Origin of the sequence: Streptacidiphilus neutrinimicus (assembly GCF_000787815.1) — a bacterium.
In the GTDB taxonomy this organism is placed as follows: domain Bacteria; phylum Actinomycetota; class Actinomycetes; order Streptomycetales; family Streptomycetaceae; genus Streptacidiphilus; species Streptacidiphilus neutrinimicus.
Genome location: NZ_BBPO01000015.1, coordinates 11,763 through 33,897 on the forward strand (window position 1 = coordinate 11,763; position 22,135 = coordinate 33,897).

The window sequence follows — 22,135 nt, forward strand, 5'->3', positions numbered from 1 at the left end:
CCGAGGGGCGGGCCGGGTATTCCCCGGCCCGCCCCTCGGCGTTCGCTCAGCCGCGGCCCAGCCGGTATCCGACGCCGTGGACGGTGATGATCCACTTGTCGCCGAGCTTGGCTCGCAGGTTGCTCACGTGCGTGTCGATGGTGCGGCTGGACGCCGCCCAGCTGGTGTCCCACACCCGGGCCATCAGCTCCTTGCGGGACAGCACGCTCCTGGGGTCCGCGGCGAGCGTGTGCAGCAGGTCGAACTCCTTGGAGGTGAGCTCCACCGGCCTGCCGTGCAGGCGGACCTCGCGGGTGCTGCCGTCGATCTGAAGCGGGGTCAGCGAGATGGTGTGCGAAGCGGGCTGCGGCCGCGCCCGGCGCAGCACGGCCTCGATGCGGGCCAGCATCTCGCGGATGCCGCACGAGGAGACGACGCAGTCGTCCGCCCCCGCCTGCAGCGCGAGGACCCGGTCGAGTTCGGTGTCGCGGGGGGCGATGGAGATGATGGGCTGGTCCCCGCTGGTGCGCAGCAGTCGGCACACCTCCAGGCCGTCGATGTCGGGCAGGTCGAGGTCCAGCAGGACCAGCTCCGACCGCTGGTGTGCGGCGAGCGCCTCCGCGCCGGTGGCGACGCTGCTGACGGCGTAGCCCTGCCGCCGCAGGTCCCGGACCCTGGACTCGGCCGCGGCCTGGTCGGCGGCGACCACCAGCACGGAGCCGGTCAGGCCCGGCGCGCGGGCCGTCCGCGCCTCTGCTCTCAGTGCCTCCGTCGTGATCATGGTCATGGATCCCCCACTCGTAAGCCCGGCGGGGCGCCGGTGCCCCGCCGGCTGCCCCCACATGACGGTACCCGCTTAAATAATAGCGACACTTATTTTTTTGTCACGTGAGCCGGATAACATCAGGCTGAACAGCCGACGACGGTCTGCGGGCAACTCTGCTTGCGGGGAAGGAGCGTGGTGATGCAGGAGAGGGCCGCCCGGACCCGGCAGGCGTTGGTGTGCGCCGCCGCGCGCGAGTTCGACCGCAACGGCTACGCCGCCTCGTCGCTGGCGCGGATCACCCGTTCGGCGGGGATCTCCGTGGGGGCGCTGACCTTCCACTTCGCCAGCAAGGAGGACCTGGCGGCCGAGGTCCGCGTGCACGGACACGCCGCCACCGTGGCCACGGTCAGGACCGTGCCGCGCCAGTCCGAGGCGGTGCTCTGGGTGATCTCACTGACGCTCGCCCTGGCCACGCTGCTGGAGGAGGACGTGGCCGTACGCGCCGCGGCCCGGCTGACCCGGGAACAGCCGGAGGGCGGGCCCGACTGGTCCTCCGCGTGGGTCCCGGCGATCAGGGAGCGGCTCGGCCAGCCCCGTCAGGACGAGGCGCTCCCCGGCACCGCCAGGGCCGCCCTCGCGGCCCTGGCGACCCATCTGCTCACCGGCGTCGAGGCGGAGATCCGCCAGCTTGTCTCCCTCGACCAGACCCCGGACGGCCGGCCCACCGCCCGCCTCGCCCGCATCTGGGACCTCATCCGCCAGGGCCTCGCCGCCGCCCAGGCGGAAGCCGGCCCGACGCTCCGCGACGCCCTTTAGGGCCCGGCGCGGCTCAGACCGCGGAGCAGCCGCCGTCGACCGGGACCGCGCCCCCGGTGACGAAGGAGGCGTCGTCGCTGAGGAGCCAGGCGGCGGCGCGGGCGATCTCGGCGGGCTCGGCGAGGCGTCGCTGGATGGCCCGGCTCGTGGCCGCCTGCTCCAGTTGCGGGACCGCCTCGATGGCCTGCTCCAGCAGCTCGGTGCGGGTGCTGCCGACGATGAGCGCGTTGATCCTGATGCCCCGGCCCCCGTACTCGGCCGCCGCCGCGCGGGTCAGGCCCAGCACGGCGTGCTTCGCCGCCACGTACGGCGAGACCACCCCGGTGGCGAAGAGGCCCGCCGTGCTGGAGGTGTTGACGATGGCACCGCCGCCCCGCCCCAGCATGGCCGGGATCTGCTGTTTCATGCAGTTCCAGACGCCGCGCACGTTGACGTCCATGATGCGGTCGAAGACGTCGTCGTCCGTCTCGTGCAGCGCGGTTCCCAGCGTCCCCCAGCCCGCGTTGTTGAACGCCGCGTCCAGCCGCCCGAAGGCGCGCATCGCGCGGCCGACGGCCCGCTCGACGTCGGCCGCGTCGGTCACGTCGCCGACGGCGACCTCCGCGTCCCCGCCCTCGGCCCGTATCTCGTCCGCCAGTTCGCGCAACGGCCCTTCGCGTCGCGCCATCAGCACCACCGCCGCCCCCTCGGCGGCGAACACGCGGGCGGCGGCGGCGCCGATCCCGCTGGACGAACCGGTGATCATGATGATCTTGTCGTGCAGAAGCCCCTTGTCGCCCATCGGCGCCGATCCCCCCAGATCGCTCATTCGCCCCCGCTGATCGGCGGGGGCGTGGGCGTCACCGTAACCCGGGGGTCGAGCCTCCCGCCAACTCTGTTTCCTGAACTCCAGGTTGACGCAGAGCTGCGGCGGTCGGGGGGCTGCGGCGGTCGGGGAGGTGCCGGCGGGGGGAGGCGCGGGCCGGACGGCCGGGCGGTCAGGCCGCCACGTGGGTGCGCCCCTCGCCCATCTCGATGCGCTTGACCGCGCTCGGCACGGCGAAGGCGGGCAGCAGGCAGTGCCACATGTCCTCGACGCGCTCCGGCAGGTTGGGCCGGGTGCGGTCCGAGGTCTCGACGTAGGAGCGCATCTGCGCGCCGGTGCAGGCGTCGACCACCAGCCGCGAGAGCGTGTCGACGTCGGTGCCGGCGCGCAGCTCCCGGCGGGCCAGCGCGACCTGGAGGGCCTCGGAGATGATCTCGGTCCACTGGTCGTGGGAGTTGGCCTGCGGGGAGGCGAAGTTCTCCTGCTCCCAGACCAGTCGCGCCCCCGCCTGCAGGATCGGGTCCTTCGGCATCCGGTACGCCCAGGTGAGGGTGATGTCCACGGCCTGCTGCAGGCCCTCGGAGGCGTGCGGCGGGACCACGTGCTTGGGCTGCTCCTGGACCAGCAGTTGGGCCAGTTCGTCCTTGCTGCGGAAGTGGAAGTACACCGCTCCCATCGTGAGACCGGCGCGGTCGGCGATCTTCATCATGCTGGCTCCGGCGAAGCCCAGCTCTCCGAACACCTCCGCCGCCGCCTGGATCAGGGTGTCACGGGTCCGTTCGGCCCGCGCCTGCTTCACTGTCCGTCCAGCCGCCATGAGTGCACCTCGAGGATCGCGCTTCCCAAAAACCAAAGTGTTCATTATGTTATTGACGGATGCAGCGGCCAGGCAACTGCCAGTGCGCCGCCGTTCAGCACGTACTCTCGAGGAGACGACTCGTCATGACATCGTGCACGACCGCGAACCTGCAGCTCATCAGTGTTCCGCCGCAAACGCCTGCCGGAATCTTAACTCAGGTCCGCAAGACCGACGCTGGAGAAGTCCTCGTGGCCGGCTGGAGTCGCATCTCGGACACCACCCAGCACGTCACCGTCGGCTGGCCCACGGCGCACGAGTTCTACGCCGAGGACGGGCGCTACCGTCCGCTGCTCTTCGTCGAGAGCCTGCGCCAGGGGCTGGCCCTGCTGAGCCACAGCGTGCACGAGGTCCCGCTCGGCCACCGCCTCGGCTGGGAGGCGGTCGACCTCTCGGTCAACCCGGAGGCGCTGCACGTCACGTCGGAGCCGGTGACGGTCACGCTGCTGGTGACGCACCAGTCCGTCAGACGTCGCAGACTCGGCTCCGCCCACTTCGCGTCGCGCATCGAGGCGCGGCACTCCGGACTGCAGCTCGGCACCGCCGAGGTGCACTACACCACGCATCCGCCGGCGCTCTACGACCGGCTGCGCGGCCGCTACGCGAACGCCCGCGAGGCCTTCGCGCTCGCCGCGCCCCCCACGCCGCCCGTCCCGCCGAGCCTGGTCGGGCGCACCCGCGCCCGCGACGTCGTGCTCTCGCCGACGGGCTCCGCCCTCGGCTGGCAACTGCGCGTGGACACCGGCCACAGGGTCCTCTTCGACCACCCGCACGACCACATACCCGGCATGGTTCTGCTGGAGGCGGCGGATCAGGCGGCGCAGGCCGCCACGGGCCGGCCCGTGACCGCCGTCGGGTTCGACACGACCTTCGTCCGCTACGTCGAGTTCGACCGGCCGTGCCTGGTGACGGCCGAACCGGAGGCCCCCGACGGGCTCGGTCGCGCCCGGACCAGGGTGGAGATCACCCAGGACGGCCGCCGCGTGTTCACCTCGACCGTGACCACGCTGCCCCGCTGAGGCCCAGCCGGTCACTGCCCGGCGAGCCTGCCGCGCACCATCGTCGACAGGACCGCGTGCACGTCGTCCAGGCTGCGCTCCGGCTGGAACGTGAGCCAGTCCACGGCGACGACCAGCACCATGCCGAAGACCGCCGCCGCCACCAGCCCGGTGTCGAGATCCGCCCGCAGCTCCCCCGACGCCACCGCGTCGTCCAGGGAGCCGCGCACCACCGCGACCGCCTCCTCCCGCAGCAGGGTGAGTGTGGACTGCCACGCGCGGTTGGTGCGCCACAGCTCCGACAGCAGCAGCCGTGCGAACGCGCGGTACTGCTCGATGAAGGCGAGACCCTCGCGGATCATCGCGTCGAGCTGGTCGATCGGCGCACCGGGGTGGGCGGCGGAGGCGGTCCGCAGTGCGGCGGTCAGCAGGCCGACGCCGTGCCGCAACAGCTCCTCGAACAGCTCGTTCTTGTTCTTGAAGTTGTAGTAGACCGTGCCCTTGGCGACGCCGGCCCGCTCCGCGATCTCGTCCACCGAGGTCGCGGAGAACCCTTGTTCCGCGATCAGCTGCTGGGCGGCGACGAAGAGCTTCTGCCGGGTCTGCTCGCGGCGTCCGCCGCCGCCCGCTCTGGCTGTTCTCGGGGGAGGGGTCATGACGTCATCCTTCCGCACCGGGCGTCGCTCACAGCACCAGCTCGGGGTGGAGCGAGGCCACCGTCCACATCTGGCGGCGGCGCGCCGCCAGCACGGTGCCGGCCAGCGAGGCGACCAGGAACGCGGCGAGGACGGCCGTGCCCTGCCACACCACGGTCAGGTCGCCCCCGCTGATCAGGCGGCGCAGGCCGTCGACCACCCAGGTCATCGGCAGGTAGGGGTGGATCGTGCCGAAGAAGCCGGGGCTGGTCTGAACGGGGTAGGTGCCGCCCGCCGAGGTCAGCTGCAGCATCAGGATCGCCAGGCCGATGACCCGGCCGCGCGTGCCGAAGACGGCGTTGACGCACTGGAGCACCGCGGCGAAGCTCGCGGAGGTCAGCAGCAGGAAGCCGATCGCCGCCGCCGGGCGGGCCAGGTCCAGGCCGAGCGCGAAGTGCAGCACCGCCAGCAGCGCCCCGACCTGCGCGACGCCGATCGCGACCGCCGGCAGCCAGCCGGCCAGCGCGGCGCGCCAGGAGGGGATGCCCGCGGCGAGCAGCCTGCTGTTCAGCGGGCGCAGCAGCATGTAGGCGACCATCATGCCGACCCACAGCGCCAGCGGGATGAAGTAGGAGGACAGTCCGGTGCCGTAGTTGGCGGCCTTGTTGAGCGTGCCGAGGGCGAGCTGCACCGGGTCGCTCATCACGCCGGTCGTGTTCGCGCGGTCCTGGGCGCTCAGGTCCGGGATCTTCGCGGCGCCGTCGTGGAGGGAGCCCGCCAGCTGGTCCGAGCCGCCCGCGAGCTTGTAGAGGCCGGAGTCGAGCCGGTCGGCGCCGGAGGCGAGGGTGCCCAGTCCGTCGTCCAGGCGGTGGGCGGCGGTGGAGAGTCGCGCGCTGCCCGTCGCGATGCCGCGGACGCCCGCGTTCAGCTCGTCGATCTTCGCCACCTGCGCGTCGACCTGGTCGGCCAGATGCGGCGCGTCGGCTGCGAGCTGGTTCGCGTAGCCGCGCACCGTGCCCGCGTCGGAAGCCAGTTGGGCCAGCTCGGCCTTGTTCGAGGCGACGGCCTGGTCGACCGAGGTGGCGATCGCGACCGTCCGCTGCGACGCCTGGACGGCGGTCCGCAGCGCGACGCACTCGGCGGCGCTGCCGCCCGGCGCCGCCCCGGCCTGCTGCCCGGCCTGGCACTGCTGGGCGTAGACCTGCTCCAGCTGCGCCTCGGCGGCCTTGGCGTCCGCCACGGCCCGGGCCGAGTCGGCGGGCAGCGAGGTGGCGATCTGCTGCACGGTCCCGGCAGCCGTCGCGACGGCCTGCGCGGCCCGCTGGATGTCCCCGGCGCGGCTGCGCAGCGTCGGCGTCAGCTTGTCGGTGACCCCGTGCACCATCTGGTCCAGCTGTGCCGTCCCGGCAGCGGCCTGGGCCGCACCGCTGTGCAACTGGTCCAGCCCGCCCGCGAGTTGGCCGCTGCCGGCCTGGGCCTTGCTCAGGCCGTCGCTCAGCTGCTGCGCCCCGCCCTGCGCGGTGTGCGCGCCCTGAGCCAACTTCCCTGCTCCGCCCGCCGCCTGGAGGGTCCGGTCGTGGATGTCGCCGAAGGAGACGTAGATCTGGTCGAGATAGCCGCGCACGGCGCTCGCCGAGCTGGCGGCGCGGATCTCCGAGAAGGCGGACTTCGCGATGATGCCGCTCAGGTAGCTGTTCGAGTCGTTGCTGCGGGCCTGGAGCAGGCCCGCGACGGGGTGGTCGCTCCCGCCCGTCGCGATCTTCGCGGTGAAGTCGGCGGGGATGGTGAGCGTCATGTAGTAGTCGCCCTTGCGCAGCCCCTGGTCGGCGCGGGCGGCGCTGACCTCGTGCCAGTCGAAGGTGTGCCGGTCCAGCAGCTCCGTGGTGAGGTCGCGTCCGGCGTTCAGCTGCTTGCCGCCCACCTGGGCGCCCCGGTCCTGGTCGACGATCGCGACCGGCAGGCGGTCGAAGTGGCCGTAGGGGTCCCAGAACGACCAGATGTAGAGCGCGCCGTAGAGCAGCGGCAGCAGGGCCACCGCGACGACGGCGGCGCGCGGCAGCGAGCCGCGCCGGAACCGGCGCAGCTCGAGCGAGCCGAGGGAGAGGGCGCGCAGGGGGCGCCGGCGGGCCAGCTTGTCACTCATCGTCGTCGCCCTCCGTGTCGTTCGCGTCGTCCGCCTGCGGTACGGCCGCGGGTTCGGCGTGGGCGGCCTCGATGGGCGTGGGTTCGGCAGGCGTGGGTTCGGCGGGCGCGGGTTCGCCGAGGTCGACGACCACGTCGGCCCAGGCGCCCGCCGGGGCCTGTCGGGTGGTGGCCAGCACGGTGAGCCCGGCGTCGGCGAGGGAGCGCAGCGTCGCCCAGGCCGCGTCGCGCTCGGTGTCGGAGAGGCGGTCGCCGACGTCGTCGACGGCGAGCACGCGCGGACGCCCGATCAGCGCCGCCGCGAGGGAGGTGCGGAACGCCTGCGGCGCGGAGAGGGTGTCCGCCCGCAGCGGCAGCTCGGCCCGGGTCAGTCCGGCCGCGTCGATCGCGGCGGTGACGCGCCGGTGCGCGCGGCGTCCGTGCGAGCGCAGCAGCAGCCGCTCGGTCAGGTGCTCCTCGACGGTCAGGCCGCCGTCGAGGTCGTTGACCCCGGCGACCGCGCCGAGCGCGACCAGCTTCCGCACCGCCGCGGCCCGCCGCGGCAGCGGCAGCCCGGCGACGCTCGCCTTTCCGCCGGTGGGACGCATCCGGCCCGCGACGCTCAGCAGCAGCGAGGTCCGCCCGGACCCGCTCGCCCCGACCAGGGCCACCAACTGCCCAGGTTCACCTTTGAAACTGACGCCCTGATAGACGTCTCCGCGCGGCCCCCGCAATGACAGCTCCGCCACCGCGACGGGGGCGCCTTCGTAGTCGCCCATCCCCGCCCCTCCCACTGCTCCGCAGTCTTTTGAACTGACCGGTCAGTACAAAAATGTACCACCGAAGACGCCACCGTGCGGCGAAGGGGGGCGAATCGGGCGGGTCCGTCAGGCGGGTCGGGCGAGGCCCGCGTCGTAGGCGATGATCACGGCGTGGACGCGGTCGCGGGCGCCCAGCTTGGAGAGGACGCGGCTGACGTGGGTCTTCACCGTCGACTCCGACAGGACCAGGCGCGTGGCGATCTCACTGTTCGTCAGGCCCTGGGCGACCGCCTCCAGGACCTCGCGCTCACGGTGGGAGAGGAGCGCGATGCGGGGGTCGGTGTCCGGCTCGCGGGAGGGCGCGCCGGAGGTGAAGGCGTCCAGGAGGCGGCGGGTCATCGCCGGCGCGACGACGGCGTCGCCCCCCGCCACGGCGCGGATGCCGGAGAGGAGCTCGTCCGGGCGGGCGTCCTTGAGCAGGAAGCCGCTCGCGCCCGCGCGCAGCGCGCCGTAGGCGTACTCGTCGAGGTCGAAGGTGGTGAGCACCAGGACCCGCGACCGGTCACCCGCCGCGACGATGCGGCGGGTGGCCTCGATGCCGTCCATGCCGGGCATCCGGATGTCCATCAGCACCACGTCCGGCCGCAGTTCGGCCGTCAGCCGGACGGCCTCCGCGCCGTGCGCCGCCTCGCCGACCACGGAGGTCTCGGGGCTGCTCTCCAGCAGCATGCGGAAGCCCATCCGCTGCAACGGCTGGTCGTCCACGATCAGCACGGTGGTCACGCCTTGCCGCCTTCCCTTGGAAGCCCGCCGCCGTCGAGCTTAGGGCCCGCCGCCGGGCCGCCCGGCAGCGGCAGGGTCGCGGCGACGGACCAGCCGCCCCCGGGACGCGGTCCGGCGGACACCGTGCCGCCGGCGAGCGCGGCGCGCTCGCGCAGGCCGATCAGGCCGTGGCCGGGGCCCGGACCGGGTGAGGGGCTGTCGCCGTCCTCGCCGCCGGAGTCGTCGACGCGGACCCGGACCTCCCCGGAGCGGGCGTCGGCCGTCACCGAGACGCGGACGTCGGTGCCGGGACCGGCGTGCTTGAGGCTGTTGGTCAGCGCCTCCTGGACGATCCGGTAGACGGCCAGCTGCAGACCGGGCGGCAGCGCGGAGGTGTGCCCCGAGGCGGTGTAGGTGACGGTCGGCCCGGCCGAGCGCAGCCGCTCGCACAGCGCGCCCAGCTCGGCCGTCCCGGGTTGCGGGTGCAGTTCCGCCGCGCCCGTTCGTTCGGCGCCCGTCTCCCGGGCGACGGCGAGGGAGACGGCCGGCTCGGCGCCGTCGCCGGACGCGGCCTCCGTGTCCGGGACCTCCGCGCGCAGCGCGCCGAGGGTGCGGCGCAGCTCGCCCAGCGACTCGCGGCCGGTCTCGGCGATGATCCGCAGCACCTCGGGGCCGCGTTCGGGCCGCAGCGCGGCCTGGGCGGCGCCGCCGTCGGCGAGGCCGATGATGACGGCCAGGCTGTGGCCGACGATGTCGTGCAGCTCGCGCGAGACCCGGGCCCGTTCGTCGGCCGCCGCGAGGCGCTCGCGCTGCTCGCGCTCGACCTCCAGCGTCGCGGCGCGGTCGGCGAGCGCCGCCAGCTGCCCCTGCCTGATCCGGGCCGCCAGGCCGAGGGCCGCGGCGGCCGTCGCGGCGCAGGCGACGAAGAAGAGGCCGGTCCAGGGCCGCCGGGCGAGCGGCTCGACCCGCCAGGCCAGGACCGCGATGCAGGGCAGGACCGCGGCTGCGACCCAGGGCAGCCGTCGCGGCGGCGAGTACCGGGCCACGCCGTAGAGGGCGATCATCAGACTGATGTCGCTGTGCAGTGCGACGCCGAGGGCCCACTGCGCCGCGCAGACGCCCAGCACGATCCAGAAGACCGTCAGCGGCGCACGCCGCCGCCACCCGAGCGGCACCGCCTGGGCGGCGGCGGTCAGCGCGCTCACCCACAGCGGGACGGAGTTCACCCCGAAGAGGGTGTGGTGCTCGCCGTCGCGGAAGAGATCGGCGAGCCCGATGAGCAGCACGAACAGGGCGATGACCGAGTCCAGCACCTGCGGGTGCGCCCGGTCGGCCGCACGCACGCGGAGCCAGCCGCGGGCGACGGGGTGTCCGGCCAGGTGCTCCCAGAGGGGATCGGTGCCGTGCGTCGTACTGCTCATCGGGAGGGTTACCAAGCGGTCGCTGCTAGCTGTCGGAACGCAGCAAACGGTACGCCGCGCCGATCAGGGCGGCCACGACCCACGCGCACAGGACGGCGAGACCGGCGCCCGGGCTCAGCGTGCCCGACCCCTGGTGCAGGGCGATGATCGACCCGCCCGCGCCGCCCTCGAGACCCGGGAGGTACGGGGAGACGTCCGGCTTCCAGCTGCTGGGCAGGATGTCCAGGAAGACCGGCAGCAGCATCAGCAGGACCACCAGCAGCGAGATGCCGCCGGCCACCGAGCGGACCAGCATGCCGAGCGCCGCGCCGAGCACCGCGATGAGCGCCAGGTACAGACCGGCGCCGAAGAGGCAGCGCAGCACCCCGGAGGAGGAGAGCGTCAGCGCGATCGCCTTGCCGTGCAGGAAGGGCTCCCCGCCGAGGAAGGACAGGAAGGCGCCGACGGTGGCCACGACGATGACGACGCCGAAGTAGACGAGCACCTTGGCGCCCAGCACCGGCAGGCGCTTCGGCACCGCGGCCAGGGTCGAGCGGATCAGACCGGTCGTGTACTCGCCGGCGGTGGCCAGCACGCCGAGCACGCCGAGGGCCAGCTGGGCCAGCTCGGTGCTGCGCAGCGCGATCGTCACGGCGTCGTGCGCGTCGGCGCTCGGGCCGCGCAGGGCGCTCGGGTCGTACCGGTAGGCGCCCATGATGCCGATGCCGACCAGCAGCAGCGCGGCCACGGCCAGCGTGATCCAGGTCGAGCGGAGCGAGAGGAACTTCGACCACTCGCTGCGCACGACGCGCGCGAAGGTCACCTTGTACTCGGGTCGATTCGCCGGGGCGTCGGCGATCCCGGACGTCGCGGTCAGCGTCGCGCTCATGCGGCCACGCTCCCTTCCGGCGCACCGGTCTGGGATGCGCTGCCGGCGTTGCTGCGGTACTCGACGGTGTCCCCGGTCAGCGTCATGAACGCCTCCTCCAGGGAGACCGCCTGCGGGGTCAGCTCGAAGACGGCGATGCCGGCGTCGGCGGCCGCCTGGCCGATCTGACGCGCGCTCAGGCCGGAGACGGCCAGCGTCTCGGAGCCGGCCTCGCCGGTCACGGTGACGTCCGGGCCCAGCAGCACCTCGCGCAGGCGCGCGGAGTCGGCGGAGACGACCTTGACGCTGTCGCCGCCCGCCTGGTCGATGAAGTCCGCCACGGTGGTGTCGGCCATCAGCCGGCCGCGGCCGATGATCACCAGATTGGTCGCGGTCAGCGCCATCTCGCTCATCAGGTGCGAGGAGACGAAGACGGTGCGGCCCTGCTCGGCGAGGTTCGTCAGGAGCGTGCGGATCCACAGCACGCCCTCCGGATCGAGACCGTTGACCGGCTCGTCCAGCATGATCGTCTGCGGGTCGCCGAGGAGTGCGGCGGCGATGCCGAGGCGCTGGCCCATGCCGAGGGAGAAGGCGCCGGCGCGCTTCTTGGCCACCTTGCCGAGACCGGTCAGCTCGATCACCTCGTCCACCCGGCGGCGCGGGATGCCGTGGGTCAGCGCGAGCGCGTGGAGGTGGTTGTAGGCGGAGCGCCCCGGGTGGATGGAACGGGCCTCCAGCAGCGCGCCGACCTCCTGCAGGGGCGCGGCGTGCTGGGCGTAGCGCTTGCCGTTCACGGTGACGCTGCCGCTGGTGGGCGCGTCCAGTCCGAGGATCATGCGCATGGTGGTCGACTTCCCGGCCCCGTTGGGGCCGAGGAAGCCGGTGACCACACCGGGCTTGACGGTGAAGTGCAGGTCGTCCACGGCGGTCTTGTCGCCGTAGCGCTTGACCAGATGCTGGATTTCGATCACACCAGACACACTACGAGCGCAACGGCCTGCGGCCCCGGCACACGGGGACCGTTCCGCCAGCCGTGACGGTACCCCGGTACTACCGCCCCCTAATCCCCAAGAGGTAGCCGCAATCTCCTCCAGGGGCGCGAGGCTCTGCTGATGTGCGGCTACGCCGCCTGGTCGCGACAGGTCACAGACGCTCCCGCAGGCGGGTGCACCACCCCGGGGGGGCCCGGGGAACTGCGCGACAAGCCACTCACGCAGGGGAGCCCCGAACGCGCGGGGCCATCCGCCCAGGGTGGTTCTCGCGCCCGCGCGGCGGAGCCGCACATCGGCAGAGCCCCGCGCCCCTTACGTGAGTGCGACTACCTGCGGGAGCGCGTTCTCAGAGCAGCTCTTCCAGGTAGTTCGGCTGGTCGATGGGCAGCGCGCCCTCCGGGCGGTAGCGGAGGGTGCTCGCCTCCCAGGCGAAGTAGCCGCGCATCCAGTCGCCCATGCCGTCGACGTAGCGCAGCACCGCTGCGCCCTCCTCCCTGCTGCAGCCGAGCCCCAGCACCGTGCCGGGGATCTGCTCCGCCAGGGCGAAGAACTCGTCCACCATCCCTTGTGCCTCGTCGCGGACCAGCGCGAACGCGCCCTCGCGGCTGATGCCGCGGTCCCGCTGGGTGATCACGGCGAGGTTGTAGACGTCCCCGCGCGGGGCCTCCTTGGCGTAGGAGTAGACGTCGTTGTTGACCGCGGGGGCGTCCCCGGCGAGCCGACGCATCAGCGTCAACTGCGGGTTGTGGTACGCGGTCGCGGGCACCTCGCCGAGGACGCGTTCGACGAGGTCGAGGACGGTGTCGACGCCGGACGCCCCGCGGCGCAGCACCAGGTAGGCCGCCCGGCTCGGGCGGGAGTCGGGCAGGGCGCGGCCGAGCGCCTCGCTCGGGTGGGCCATGAAGTAGCCCTCCCAGTGGAACGCCGCCCGGGCGCGCCAGCGCGCGGACATGCCCTGGCTGCCGCGACGCCACAGGTCGGCGAAGGCCGACTCGACGGGGGAGGGGTTCTCCGGCGCGCGGCCGGTGTGCAGGGTGGTGATCAGCGGCGCGCACACGCGCGCCACCTCGGCGGGACGCTCGCCGCGCTCGCCGTCGAACTGGTCGTCGAAGAGGAAGTAGAAGGCGCACTGGTCGACCGCGAGGCACAGGTCGGCCAGATCCGCGTCGGGAAAGCTGGTCGCGGCCAACTCGGGGATGGACCAGCGGTCGTAGAGTAGCTGCGCGCGCTCCTCGCGCAGCATGCCGTGGGCTCTGAGCCACTGGAGGTTGTGTCGTGCGGCGGCTTCCAGCAGTGGGTTGCGCCGGAGCGGGCCGGGGATGCGAATGACCTCCCCGGTTCCGTGCGTCTGCTCCTGATGGTGCATCAGTTCATGCATCAGCTCGTCCTCCTCTGCCCCTGGTCTGACGGCTCGGTGGTCCCCCTGTACGAACCGATTACGACGGTAGCTGAACCGATCACTCCTGTTGAGTAATCGATCGGTCATATGCTCAATTATCCAACAGAGTTGGCGTATCTGATCTGTCTTGAGCATTGCCAAAGGATCCTCCGATGCGCCAGCGCGAGGCCTCTGCGCTGGTTAACCTCGAAGTCGGGGGTGGGCCCAAGCGAGGCCGGCCGGCGGGTCAAGAGAACGGGCAGGAGCGGAGCGAGCCGTGGACGATCGACAGCTCTACGAGCGCGAGGAACCGATCGGCCTGGGCGCACGCGCCCTCGCCCGGCTGAAGGCGGACGTCGCCGCGGGCGACACCAGTCCCGGCGGTCTGCTGCTCTACCGGGGCGCGGCCGGCTTCGGCAAGACGAGCCTGCTGGGCCGCCTGCGCGCGGCGGTCAACACCGACCGCGGCGCCCAGATCCTGCTCTTCGCCAGGGCCACCGAACAGCAGCAGGGCGCGCCGTTCCACGTGGCCCGTAGCCTGCTGCAACCCGCCCTCGCGAACCTGCACGAGGCGGACCGCCGGGAGATGTTCGGCGGCTGGTACGACATCGCCGCGCCGGCCCTCGGCCTCACCCCCGCGGAGGCCGGCAGCCCGGCCGACCCGACGGGTGTGCAGGAGGCGCTCAGCTGGGTCATGACGCAACTGGCGGTGCGCCAAGGGCCCTTGCTGGTGGTGGTCGACGACCTGCACTGGGCGGACGCGGAATCGAGCCAGTGGCTCGCGAGCTACGTCGGCCAGATTCAGCACTTGCCGATGCTGGTCGCCCTGGCGTATCGGAGCGACGAGCTCGAGCCTTCCCTGGACGACCTGCTGCTGCGCGAGGTGCGCGAGCTCGGCACCCGCGGCCACAGCGTCGAGTTGCAGAAGCTCTCCCCGAACGCCGTCGAGGCGATGGTCCGCACCCGCCTCGGCGAGGACGCGGACGACGTGTTCTGCCGCACCTGCTGGTCCATCACCAACGGCAACCCCTTCTTCGTCACCAGCCTCATCGACCGCCTGAGCGAGCAGGACGTCCCGCCGATCGAGGAGAGCCAGGACCAGCTGCGCGCGCTCGCCGCGCTCAGCGGCGCCCGCGACATCGGCCGCCGCCTCGAACGGCTCGGCACCGACGTGCAGCGCACCGCCTTCGCCGCCGCGGTGCTGGACATCCCGTTCGACCTGGAGCTGATCTCCCGGGTCGCGGGCCTTCCGTTCAACTAGGCGCAGACGGCCGTCGACAAGCTGGTCGGCGACCAGATGCTCACCCGTTCCGGGCACGAGTTCCACTTCTCGCACCCCACCGTGGCCAGCGCCGTCTACCAGTCGATCACCTTCCCTGCGATGCGCACCAGCATCCACAGCAAGGCGGCCGACGAGGTGATCGCCTCGGGCAGGGGCGGCATGGCCGCGGCCTCCCGCCACCTGATCGAGCTCTACCCCGACGACAACCCCACCGTCGTGCACCAGCTGCGGCAGGCCGCCCACGAGCACCTCGCCATGGGCGCGCCGGACGCCGCCAAGCGCTGTCTGGAGCGCGCGCTGCGCGAGCCCCCGGCGGAGGAGGAGATGGCGGAGGTCCGCTACGAGCTGGGCTGCGCGGTCATGCTGCGCGACCCGGACCTGACCGTCCGCCAGCTGCAGATGGCGCTCGACGAGGTGCCCGGCCTGGAGCCGGAGCACCGGCTGAACGCCGTGCTCCGGCTCGGCCAGGCGCTCACGCACAGCAACCGCGTCACCGAGGCCGTCGAGCTGACCCGCGAGGAGGTGGCCCGGATGCCGGACGGCCCCGCGCGCACCAGGCTGCAGGCGGCGTCCTTCATGTTGCGGCTGCTGCGCCGCAACGACCCGGCGGGGCGCGAGACCTCGCGCGAGCTGGAGCTGCTGGTCCGGCAGCAGACCGGACGCACGGATCCGGAGGCGCGCTCGGTCCAGGTGCTGCGCGCCTGGGATCTCACGATGCGGGGCGAGAGCTCGTCCGAGGCGCTGGCCTTCGCCGATCTCGGCATGGACAGCGGCCGTCCGGTGGAAGGCCTCGGCTGGACCAACCAGGTCCTGGGCTTCGAGATCCCGGTCATGCTCGGCGTCGCCTACCTCTACAACGACCGCCTCGACCGCGCCCGCAGCCTCTTCATGGACGCGGCCTACGAGTTCGAGATGATGGGTTGGAGCGGCGGCCACCTGGGCTTCGCCAACTTCTTCCAGGCCCTGGTGATGTTCCGTCAGGGCAAGCTGGAGGACGCGGCCAAGGCGTTGCGGCCCACCCTGCTGCGCAAGGCCAAGGGGCTCGGCCCCGGCAACCCGCTGCTGTGGGACGTGGTCGCGGTCCTCTGCGACATCATGCTCGCCCAGGGGCAGGCCGACGAGGCCGCCAAGCTGGCCGAGGAGTACGGCATCCGCCCCGGCCAGTACCCGCCCGCGGCCGTGCTGCCGGACGCGCCCGCCCTGGTCGGCCGCCTGTTGCTGGCCCAGGGCCGCCGGGACGAGGCGGTGGCCGAGCTCGAGCGCCACGGCCGCGAGCTGGACGAGCGCGGCTGGGAGAACACCGTCTGGTCCCCGTGGATGAGCACGCTCGCTCTCGCGCTGGCGGACACCGACCCGGAGCGGGCACGCTCCCTGGCCGCGGACGCGTACGGCCGCGCCCTGCGGTCCGGAACGAACTCCGCCGAGGGCATGGCCCTGCACGCCTGGGCCAAGGTCGCCGAGCCCGCGATGGAGCTGGACCTGCTGCGCCGGGCCGTCTCCGCGCTCGGCCAGTCGCCGATCGCCTTCGAGCACGCCTCCGCCCTGGTCGACTACGGCGCGGCCCTGCGCCGGGACGGTCGGCTGCGGGATGCGGTGGCCGCCCTGGAGCAGGGCCTGGACATCGCCCGCGACTGCGGCGCGACCAGCCTGGCGGAGCGTGCCCGTCGCGAGCTGAAGGCCTCCGGCGTCAGCCCCCACCGCCTGCGGCCGATGCCATCGCGCGACCTCACCGCACTGCAGCTGCGGGCCGCCCAGCTGACGGTCGGGGGCAAGGACCGCAACGAGGTGGCGGAGTCGCTGTCCGTCAGCCCCGCCAAGGTCGACGAGCTCCTGGCGGCGGTCTACCGCACGCTGGGCACGGACGCGAAGGGCCTCGCCGAGACGTTGAAGGACGACCCCGGGGTCGATTCGGAATAGGTTGGATCGTGTCTCCGTTGTGAGCACAGGCCGAGAACCGGCCGGAAAGGCGGAACCACGACATGGCCACGATCGAGCTGACCAAGGACAACTTCAACGAAATCGTCGACAAGAACGACTTCGTTCTGATCGACTTCTGGGCGTCCTGGTGCGGTCCGTGCCGGCAGTTCGCGCCCGTCTACGACAAGGCCTCCGAGGAGAACCAGGACCTGGTCTTCGCCAAGGTCGATACGGAGGCACAGCAGGAGCTGGCCGCCGCGTTCGACATCCGGTCGATCCCGACCCTGATGGTCATCCGCGACCGGACGGTCATCTTCGCCCAGCCGGGCGCGCTGCCCGCCCCGGCGCTGGCCGAGGTGATCACGCAGTCCCGCGCCGTGGACATGGACGAGGTCCGGGCCAAGGTGGCGGAGCAGCAGGCCAAGCAGTCCGAGGCCTGACCGGGGGTCCCGAGGTGTTCACCGGCCGCGCGCGGCGAAGCTGCGCTGCGGCCGGTACTCCACCAGCGTGAGCGCCAGCTCGACGTGCCGGTCGACCAGCGCCCCGAGCGTCAGCGCGCCGTCGGAGCGGTACCACTGGGCGACGGCGTTGCACATCGCGATGACCCCGCGCCGGGCCTCGTCCGGGTAGGGGGTGTGGAACTCCCCTGAGGCGATGCCGGCCTCGATCGGGTCGCGGAACAGGTTGGTGGCCTCCGCCTGTCGCCTGCTGTACAGCTCCAGGCGCTCCGCCTCCAGGCTGCGTTCCTCCAGCAGCAGGATGTTGCTGCGCGCCGCGTGCTCCGCGCGGAACCGGGTGGTGGCCGCGACGACCGCGCCGAGCCGGTCCGCGGGTGCGGCCTGCTCGCCGCCGACGGAGTCGAGCTCGGCCGCGACCGAGGCGAAGTACCGGTCCATGCCCTCGTCCAGCAGCGCGTGCAGCAGCTCCTGCTTGCCGGAGTAGTAGTGGTACATCGCGGAGAGGCTCATCCCGGCCCGCGCGGCGATGTTCCGGATCGAGGCGCTGCCGAAGCCCCGCTCGGCGAACTCCTGCCGGGCGGCTTCGAGCAACGCGGTCTGACCGGCAGGGCGCATTCGAGCCTGTCCTTACGACGTGACTGGGCGATGACGGGACTGAGCGATCGTTCGGGATTCTATCGAGCCCGGGTTTCCGCGGCCTACTGGACAGCGGCTCCCTTCGCCTCTAGCTTAACGATCGTTCGTGAAGGTTGGAGGAGGCAACTGATGGCGAGCACGGCTGTGACGGCGAAGGCCGCGACGAAGGCCGCGACCGCGAAAAGCCCGGCCGAGGTCTACCGCGAGGGGCTGGCGCTCGGGGAGCTGCGCTACCAGCGGTGTCAGTGGTGCTCGACGCGGTTCTGCAGCGTCAGCCTGCTCTGCGCCACCTGCGGCGGCCCGGACTTCGTCTGGGAGCGCAGCAGCGGACGCGGGCGGATCCACGCCCTGCCGCAGGCGGTCGGCCCCGACGACTGGCAGGAGCGCACCGCGGTCGTCGAGCTGGACGAGGGCTTCCGGGTGCGGGCCCGGCTCGCGCCGACTCCCGCCCACCGGATCTGGCGCGGCGCGCCGGTGCGGCTGGAGGTCGCCGAGACGGGTGACGGATCACTGCGTCCGGTCTTCCGCCCGGTGGCGGCCTGACCTGGGGTCCGCTGCGGCCGCCCGCCGGTCGAATGCCCGTTTCCCGACCTTCGTCCGGTTGAAGCGGCATCCTTGGATCTGTCACTCTCGGCACGTTCGGCGCGTCTCGTCGCACGAGCACCATCAGTCCGTGGCTCATCGAGGGATCGCCATGTCCGCACGCAGCGCCTCCGCGCTCATCGCCGCCTCCGTTCTGGCGGCCACCGGCCTCGCGGTGGCGAGCGCCGGGCCGGCCTTCGCCAAGTCCTCCATCGCGATCCAGGTCAGCGCGCGCAGCGTCACGCCGGGGCAGCGCATCGGCCTCATCGCCTACGGCGCCTCCGACGACTTCGGCGGCAACCCCGTCCGCCTGTGCCTGGACGAGCGCGTCGGCCACGGGCCCTGGCGCGCCGTCGGCTGCGGGCGGGAGGGAGCGCTGCGTCTGGCAGTGCACCCCGCCCACCCCGGAACGCTGGCCTTCCGCTCCCAGTTGGTCGGCCGCAACGGGCACGGCCGCCTCGTCGTGGACCGGACCTCCCAGGTCGTCACCGTGCAGGTGCGCTGACCGCCCCGGGAGGGCCCTGCTCGACTTTGTCGAGGGCGCTAGTAAGGTATGCCTAAGCTAACCACCGAGCGGTGGTCGGCGTGTGCTGCCATACGTGTGCGTCCGGGCGAACGGCCCCGGGGGAGGGGCCAAGGATGTGGAACGACGCGTTCCCCAGTTTCCTGATCGGTCTGCGAGAGGGGCTGGAGGCGGGACTGGTCGTCTCCATCCTTGTCGCGACCCTCGTCCGCGGTGAGGAGCGGGGCCGACTGCCGCAGGTCTGGACGGGCGTCCTGGCCGCGGTGGGGCTCTCCCTCAGCTTCGGCGCGATCCTGACGTTCACCTCGGCGAACCTCTCGGCCAAGGCCCAGGAGGCGTTCGGCGGCTCCCTCAGTGTCGTCGCCGTCGCGTTCGTCACGGCGATGGTGTTCTGGATGCGCCGCAACGCCCGCAACCTCTCCGGCGAGATCAAGGAAAAGGTGACGGCGGCCCTGGCCATCGGCTCGGGGATGCTGGTCCTCACCAGCTTCCTGGCGGTCGGCCGGGAGGGGCTGGAGACCGCGCTGTTCATCTGGACCACCGCGCAGACGGCCGGCGAGTCCACCGGCCCGCTGGTCGGCGCGGCCGTCGGCCTGGTCCTGGCGGCGGCCCTGTGCTGGGGCCTGTACCGGCGGGTGCTGAAGATCAACCTGACCCGGTTCTTCACCTGGACCGGCATCGGCCTGATCGTCATCGCCGCAGGCGTCCTCGCCTACGGCCTGCGCGACCTCCAGGAGGGCGGCGTCCTGCCGGGCGCGACCGCCTTCGCCGTGGACCTCAGCGGCAGCGTCGACCAGAACTCCTGGTACGCGACGCTCGTCCAGGGCGTCCTCAACCTCACCACCCAGATGACCTGGCTCCAGGTCGTCGCCTACGTGCTCTACCTGGGCACCGTGATGACCCTCTTCGTCCGCGGCCTGCGCGCCCCGAAGCCGGCCGCCCCGAAGCCGGCCGCCCCGGAGCCGGCCGCTCCGCGGGCGGTCGAGGCCGAGGCCGGGGCCGCCGAGGCGAAGCCCGAGCCCGAGGCCGCGCGGGCGGCCGATGCCGAAGCGCCCGCGCGCGGCCGCCGCTGGGTCGTGCCGGTGGCCGTCGTCGCCGTCCCGGCGGTCGTCGCGGGAGTGGTCATCGCCTCCTCCGACGGCAAGCGGCCCGCGGCCGCGACCGTCTCCGTCTCGCCGACCGAGTGCGGCAAGGGCTTCGCCGCCCCGCAGCCCGGCCAGCAGACCTTCCAGATGCACAACACAGGCCCGCAGACCTCCGAGGTCTACCTGGTCAACCCGGCCACCAACGCCGTCTACGGCGAGATCGAGGGCCTGGCCCCCGGCACCACCCGCGCGCTGGTCGCCACCATCGGCTCCGGACAGTACGCCTGGCGCTGCGTGCCGACCGGCGGAAAGGCCGTGACCTCCGCGGCCGTCACCGTCTCCGGAGGGGGCTCCGTCGCCGCCGTCCTGCCCGTCTCGGAGCAGGACCTGGCCGGTCCGCTGGCCCAGTACCAGCAGTTCGTCGACGCGGGCCTCGCCACGCTGCAGACGCAGACCGCCAAGCTCGCCGCCGACCTGCACGCGGGCGACGTCGCCGCCGCCAAGGTTGACTGGCTGACCGCGCACCTGCAGTACTCCTCCCTCGGCGCGGCCTACGGCACCTTCGAGGACTTCGACAAGAAGATCAACGGCCGGGCCGACGGCCTGCCGCAGGGCGTGAACGACCCGGGCTTCCAGGGCTTCCACCGGATCGAGTACGGCCTGTGGCACGGGCAGTCCGCCGCCTCCCTCGCGCCGGTCGCGGACCAGCTCGCCTCCGACGTCACGGGCCTGCGCAAGGCCTTCCCGAGCCAGGACTTCGACCCCTCGGACCTGCCGCTTCGCACCCACGAGATCCTGGAGAACACGCTCCAGTTCGAGCTCACCGCCGACACCGACGAGGGCAGCGGCACCAACCTGGCCACCGCGCAGGCCAACGTCGTCGGCACCCAGGAGCTGCTGACGGTGCTGCGCCCGCTGATCGCCAAGCGCAGCCCGGACCTGCTCGGCACCGTCGACGCCGACATCGCCCGCTTCTCGTCCCTGCTGAAGCAGGGACAGCAGCCGAACGGCTCCTGGACGCCGGTGCGGCAGCTCGACCCGACGCTGCGCGCCCAGCTCAACGGCGCGCTCGGCCAGCTGCTCGAAGACCTCTCGCCCATTCCCGACCTGCTCGAGATCCGGAAGTCCGCCTGATGACCGACGTGACCGACCACCAGAACGCCACCGGCTCCTGCCCGTTCGGCTATGGATCGGGCGAGCGCCCGGGCTCCTCGCGCCGCAGCTTCGTCAGGACCGCCCTCGGCGCGGGCGCGGCCGGCGCAGCGATCGCCGGTGGAGCGCTGTCGCTGACCGGCGCCACGGCCACCCCGGCCGCCGCCGACCCGTCCAGCGACTTCAGCACCGGCAGCGTCGCCTTCCACGGCGAGCACCAGGCGGGCGTCACCACCCCGGCCCCGGCCTTCGCCGCGTTCCTGTCGATGACCGTCATCGCCCAGGACAAGGCCGGTCTGGAGCAGCTGCTGCGCACCCTGACCGGGCGGATCCGCTTCCTCACCTCCGGCGGCACCCCGCCGGACCTCGGCGTCGGCGCGCCGCCGTCCGACAGCGGGATCCTCGGCCCGGTGGTCCCGGCCGACGACCTCACCGTCACCGTCGGCGTCGGCGCCTCGCTCTTCGACGGTCGCTACGGCCTGGCCAAGCAGCGCCCGGCCAGGCTCACGCCGATGCGGACCTTCCCCAACGACAACCTGAACCCGGCCGAGTGCCACGGCGACCTCAGCCTGCAGATCTGCGCCTCCCGCCAGGACACCGTGCTGCACGCGATGCGCGACATTGCGAAGCACACCCGCGGCCTGATGCAGGTCAAGTGGCGCATCGACGGCTTCCAGTCCGCGCCGCGCCCCACCGGCGCGCAGCGCAACCTGCTGGGCTTCAAGGACGGCATCGCCAACCCGGACGTGACGTCGGGCCGGGAGATGGACCGGCTGGTCTGGGTCGAGGCGGGCTCCGGCGAGCCGGCCTGGGCGGCGGGAGGCAGCTACCAGGTGATCCGGATCATCCGGATGCTGGTGGAGTTCTGGGACCGGGTCTCGCTCACCGAGCAGGAGAAGATGTTCGGCCGCCGCAAGGACACCGGCGCCCCGCTGGACGGCGCGAACGAGACCGACATCCCCGACTACGCCAAGGACCCGCAGGGCAACGCGATTCCGCTCGACGCCCACATCCGGCTGGCCAACCCCCGCACCGCCAGGACGGACGACTCGCGCATCCTGCGCCGCGGCTTCAACTACGACCGCGGGATCGACGGCGTCGGCAACCTCGACATGGGCCTCGCCTTCTGCTGCTACCAGCAGGACGTCGTCCGCCAGTTCGAGGCCACCCAGACCAGGCTCATCGACGAGCCGCTGGTCGACTACATCTCGCCGACGGGCGGCGGCTACTTCTTCGTGCTGCCGGGCGTCGAGGACGGCTCGGACTGGCTCGGCCGCGGACTGCTCTCCGCCTGAGCCGCCTCCTGCCGGACCGGAGTGTGCGTCTCCCCTCGTGATCAGGCAAGGTAAGAGCCAGAGTACGA

20 protein-coding genes and 1 pseudogene are annotated in these 22,135 nt (G+C 72.7%); 9 read left to right on the forward strand and 12 right to left on the reverse strand.

Annotation, left to right across the window (positions count from 1 at the left end; translation table 11 throughout):
* Window positions 1-46: 46 nt before the first annotated feature.
* A complete protein-coding gene (locus TR48_RS12445; protein ID WP_084729289.1) occupies window positions 47-766 on the reverse strand; it encodes a response regulator transcription factor in 720 nt (239 codons plus the stop codon).
* Between the two features lie 177 nt (window positions 767-943).
* Between TR48_RS12445 and TR48_RS12450 the strand changes: the two genes are divergently transcribed.
* On the forward strand, window positions 944-1,561 hold the full coding sequence (locus TR48_RS12450; protein ID WP_052442621.1) for a TetR family transcriptional regulator: 618 nt from the start codon (window positions 944-946) through the stop codon (window positions 1,559-1,561).
* Window positions 1,562-1,574: 13 nt separating this feature from the next.
* Here the strand turns inward: TR48_RS12450 and TR48_RS12455 are convergent, their stop codons facing one another.
* On the reverse strand, window positions 1,575-2,342 hold the full coding sequence (locus tag TR48_RS12455; RefSeq protein WP_084729291.1) for an SDR family NAD(P)-dependent oxidoreductase: 768 nt from the start codon (window positions 2,340-2,342) through the stop codon (window positions 1,575-1,577).
* A 196-nt stretch (window positions 2,343-2,538) separates the two neighbouring features.
* Entirely contained in the window at window positions 2,539-3,183 is a 645-nt protein-coding gene (locus tag TR48_RS12460; protein ID WP_042366169.1) for a ScbR family autoregulator-binding transcription factor, read from the reverse strand.
* A 125-nt stretch (window positions 3,184-3,308) separates the two neighbouring features.
* On the opposite strand from TR48_RS12460, the gene TR48_RS12465 reads away from it, so the two are divergent.
* Window positions 3,309-4,241, forward strand: a complete 933-nt coding sequence (locus TR48_RS12465) for a ScbA/BarX family gamma-butyrolactone biosynthesis protein (protein ID WP_042366170.1) — start codon at window positions 3,309-3,311, stop codon at window positions 4,239-4,241.
* Window positions 4,242-4,252: 11 nt separating this feature from the next.
* On the opposite strand, the gene TR48_RS12470 is transcribed toward TR48_RS12465, so the two are convergent.
* From TR48_RS12470 to TR48_RS12505, 8 genes are all read right to left on the reverse strand, one after another.
* A complete protein-coding gene (locus TR48_RS12470) occupies window positions 4,253-4,876 on the reverse strand; it encodes a TetR/AcrR family transcriptional regulator (RefSeq protein ID WP_042366171.1) in 624 nt (207 codons plus the stop codon).
* A 28-nt stretch (window positions 4,877-4,904) separates the two neighbouring features.
* Window positions 4,905-6,998 carry a YhgE/Pip domain-containing protein gene (locus TR48_RS12475; RefSeq protein ID WP_236652120.1) on the reverse strand — a complete coding sequence of 698 codons (2,094 nt, stop codon included), beginning with the start codon at window positions 6,996-6,998 and terminating at the stop codon, window positions 4,905-4,907.
* Window positions 6,991-7,755, reverse strand: coding sequence for an ABC transporter ATP-binding protein (locus TR48_RS12480; RefSeq protein ID WP_042366172.1), 765 nt, complete (start codon window positions 7,753-7,755; stop codon window positions 6,991-6,993). Before TR48_RS12480 ends, TR48_RS12475 begins: the two co-directional genes overlap by 8 nt.
* Before the next feature lie 108 nt (window positions 7,756-7,863).
* The gene (locus TR48_RS12485) at window positions 7,864-8,520 is read right to left on the reverse strand and encodes a response regulator (RefSeq protein WP_042366173.1); all 657 of its coding nucleotides are present in this window, start codon (window positions 8,518-8,520) and stop codon (window positions 7,864-7,866) included.
* Window positions 8,517-9,920, reverse strand: a complete 1,404-nt coding sequence (locus TR48_RS12490) for a sensor histidine kinase (protein WP_042366174.1) — start codon at window positions 9,918-9,920, stop codon at window positions 8,517-8,519. Before TR48_RS12490 ends, TR48_RS12485 begins: the two co-directional genes overlap by 4 nt.
* Before the next feature lie 25 nt (window positions 9,921-9,945).
* A complete protein-coding gene (locus TR48_RS12495; protein ID WP_042366175.1) occupies window positions 9,946-10,788 on the reverse strand; it encodes an ABC transporter permease in 843 nt (280 codons plus the stop codon).
* Window positions 10,785-11,738 carry an ABC transporter ATP-binding protein gene (locus tag TR48_RS12500; protein WP_042366176.1) on the reverse strand — a complete coding sequence of 318 codons (954 nt, stop codon included), beginning with the start codon at window positions 11,736-11,738 and terminating at the stop codon, window positions 10,785-10,787. Before TR48_RS12500 ends, TR48_RS12495 begins: the two co-directional genes overlap by 4 nt.
* Window positions 11,739-12,105: 367 nt before the next feature.
* The gene (locus tag TR48_RS12505; protein ID WP_052442623.1) at window positions 12,106-13,137 is read right to left on the reverse strand and encodes a terpene synthase family protein; all 1,032 of its coding nucleotides are present in this window, start codon (window positions 13,135-13,137) and stop codon (window positions 12,106-12,108) included.
* A 277-nt stretch (window positions 13,138-13,414) separates the two neighbouring features.
* Between TR48_RS12505 and TR48_RS38820 the strand changes: the two genes are divergently transcribed.
* From TR48_RS38820 to trxA, 3 genes and pseudogenes are all read left to right on the forward strand, one after another.
* The gene (locus TR48_RS38820) at window positions 13,415-14,398 is read left to right on the forward strand and encodes an AAA family ATPase (protein WP_052442624.1); all 984 of its coding nucleotides are present in this window, start codon (window positions 13,415-13,417) and stop codon (window positions 14,396-14,398) included.
* A 36-nt stretch (window positions 14,399-14,434) separates the two neighbouring features.
* Window positions 14,435-16,336 (forward strand): tetratricopeptide repeat protein, encoded by a 1,902-nt coding sequence (locus tag TR48_RS12510; protein ID WP_052442625.1) that lies wholly within the window; start codon window positions 14,435-14,437, stop codon window positions 16,334-16,336.
* Window positions 16,337-16,389: 53 nt separating this feature from the next.
* Window positions 16,390-16,776 (forward strand): annotated as a pseudogene (trxA, locus tag TR48_RS12515) (thioredoxin); the annotation flags it as partial.
* Window positions 16,777-16,794: 18 nt separating this feature from the next.
* Here the strand turns inward: trxA and TR48_RS12520 are convergent.
* Window positions 16,795-17,409: a TetR/AcrR family transcriptional regulator gene (locus TR48_RS12520; protein WP_042366178.1), complete on the reverse strand. Its 615-nt coding sequence runs from the start codon at window positions 17,407-17,409 to the stop codon at window positions 16,795-16,797.
* Window positions 17,410-17,559: 150 nt separating this feature from the next.
* Here TR48_RS12520 and TR48_RS38825 point away from each other — a divergent pair, with 150 nt between their 5' ends.
* The 4 genes from TR48_RS38825 to efeB all read left to right on the forward strand — a co-directional run bounded on the left by TR48_RS38825 (window position 17,560) and on the right by efeB (window position 22,067).
* The gene (locus tag TR48_RS38825; RefSeq protein ID WP_052442626.1) at window positions 17,560-17,973 is read left to right on the forward strand and encodes a Zn-ribbon domain-containing OB-fold protein; all 414 of its coding nucleotides are present in this window, start codon (window positions 17,560-17,562) and stop codon (window positions 17,971-17,973) included.
* Between the two features lie 151 nt (window positions 17,974-18,124).
* Window positions 18,125-18,517: a hypothetical protein gene (locus TR48_RS12530; RefSeq protein WP_042366179.1), complete on the forward strand. Its 393-nt coding sequence runs from the start codon at window positions 18,125-18,127 to the stop codon at window positions 18,515-18,517.
* 134 nt (window positions 18,518-18,651) lie between these two features.
* Window positions 18,652-20,754 carry an iron uptake transporter permease EfeU gene (gene efeU, locus TR48_RS12535; RefSeq protein ID WP_042366180.1) on the forward strand — a complete coding sequence of 701 codons (2,103 nt, stop codon included), beginning with the start codon at window positions 18,652-18,654 and terminating at the stop codon, window positions 20,752-20,754.
* Complete coding sequence (gene efeB / locus TR48_RS12540) at window positions 20,754-22,067, forward strand: iron uptake transporter deferrochelatase/peroxidase subunit (RefSeq protein WP_084729293.1); 1,314 nt, start codon at window positions 20,754-20,756, stop codon at window positions 22,065-22,067. Before efeU ends, efeB begins: the two co-directional genes overlap by 1 nt.
* Window positions 22,068-22,135: the final 68 nt, after the last annotated feature.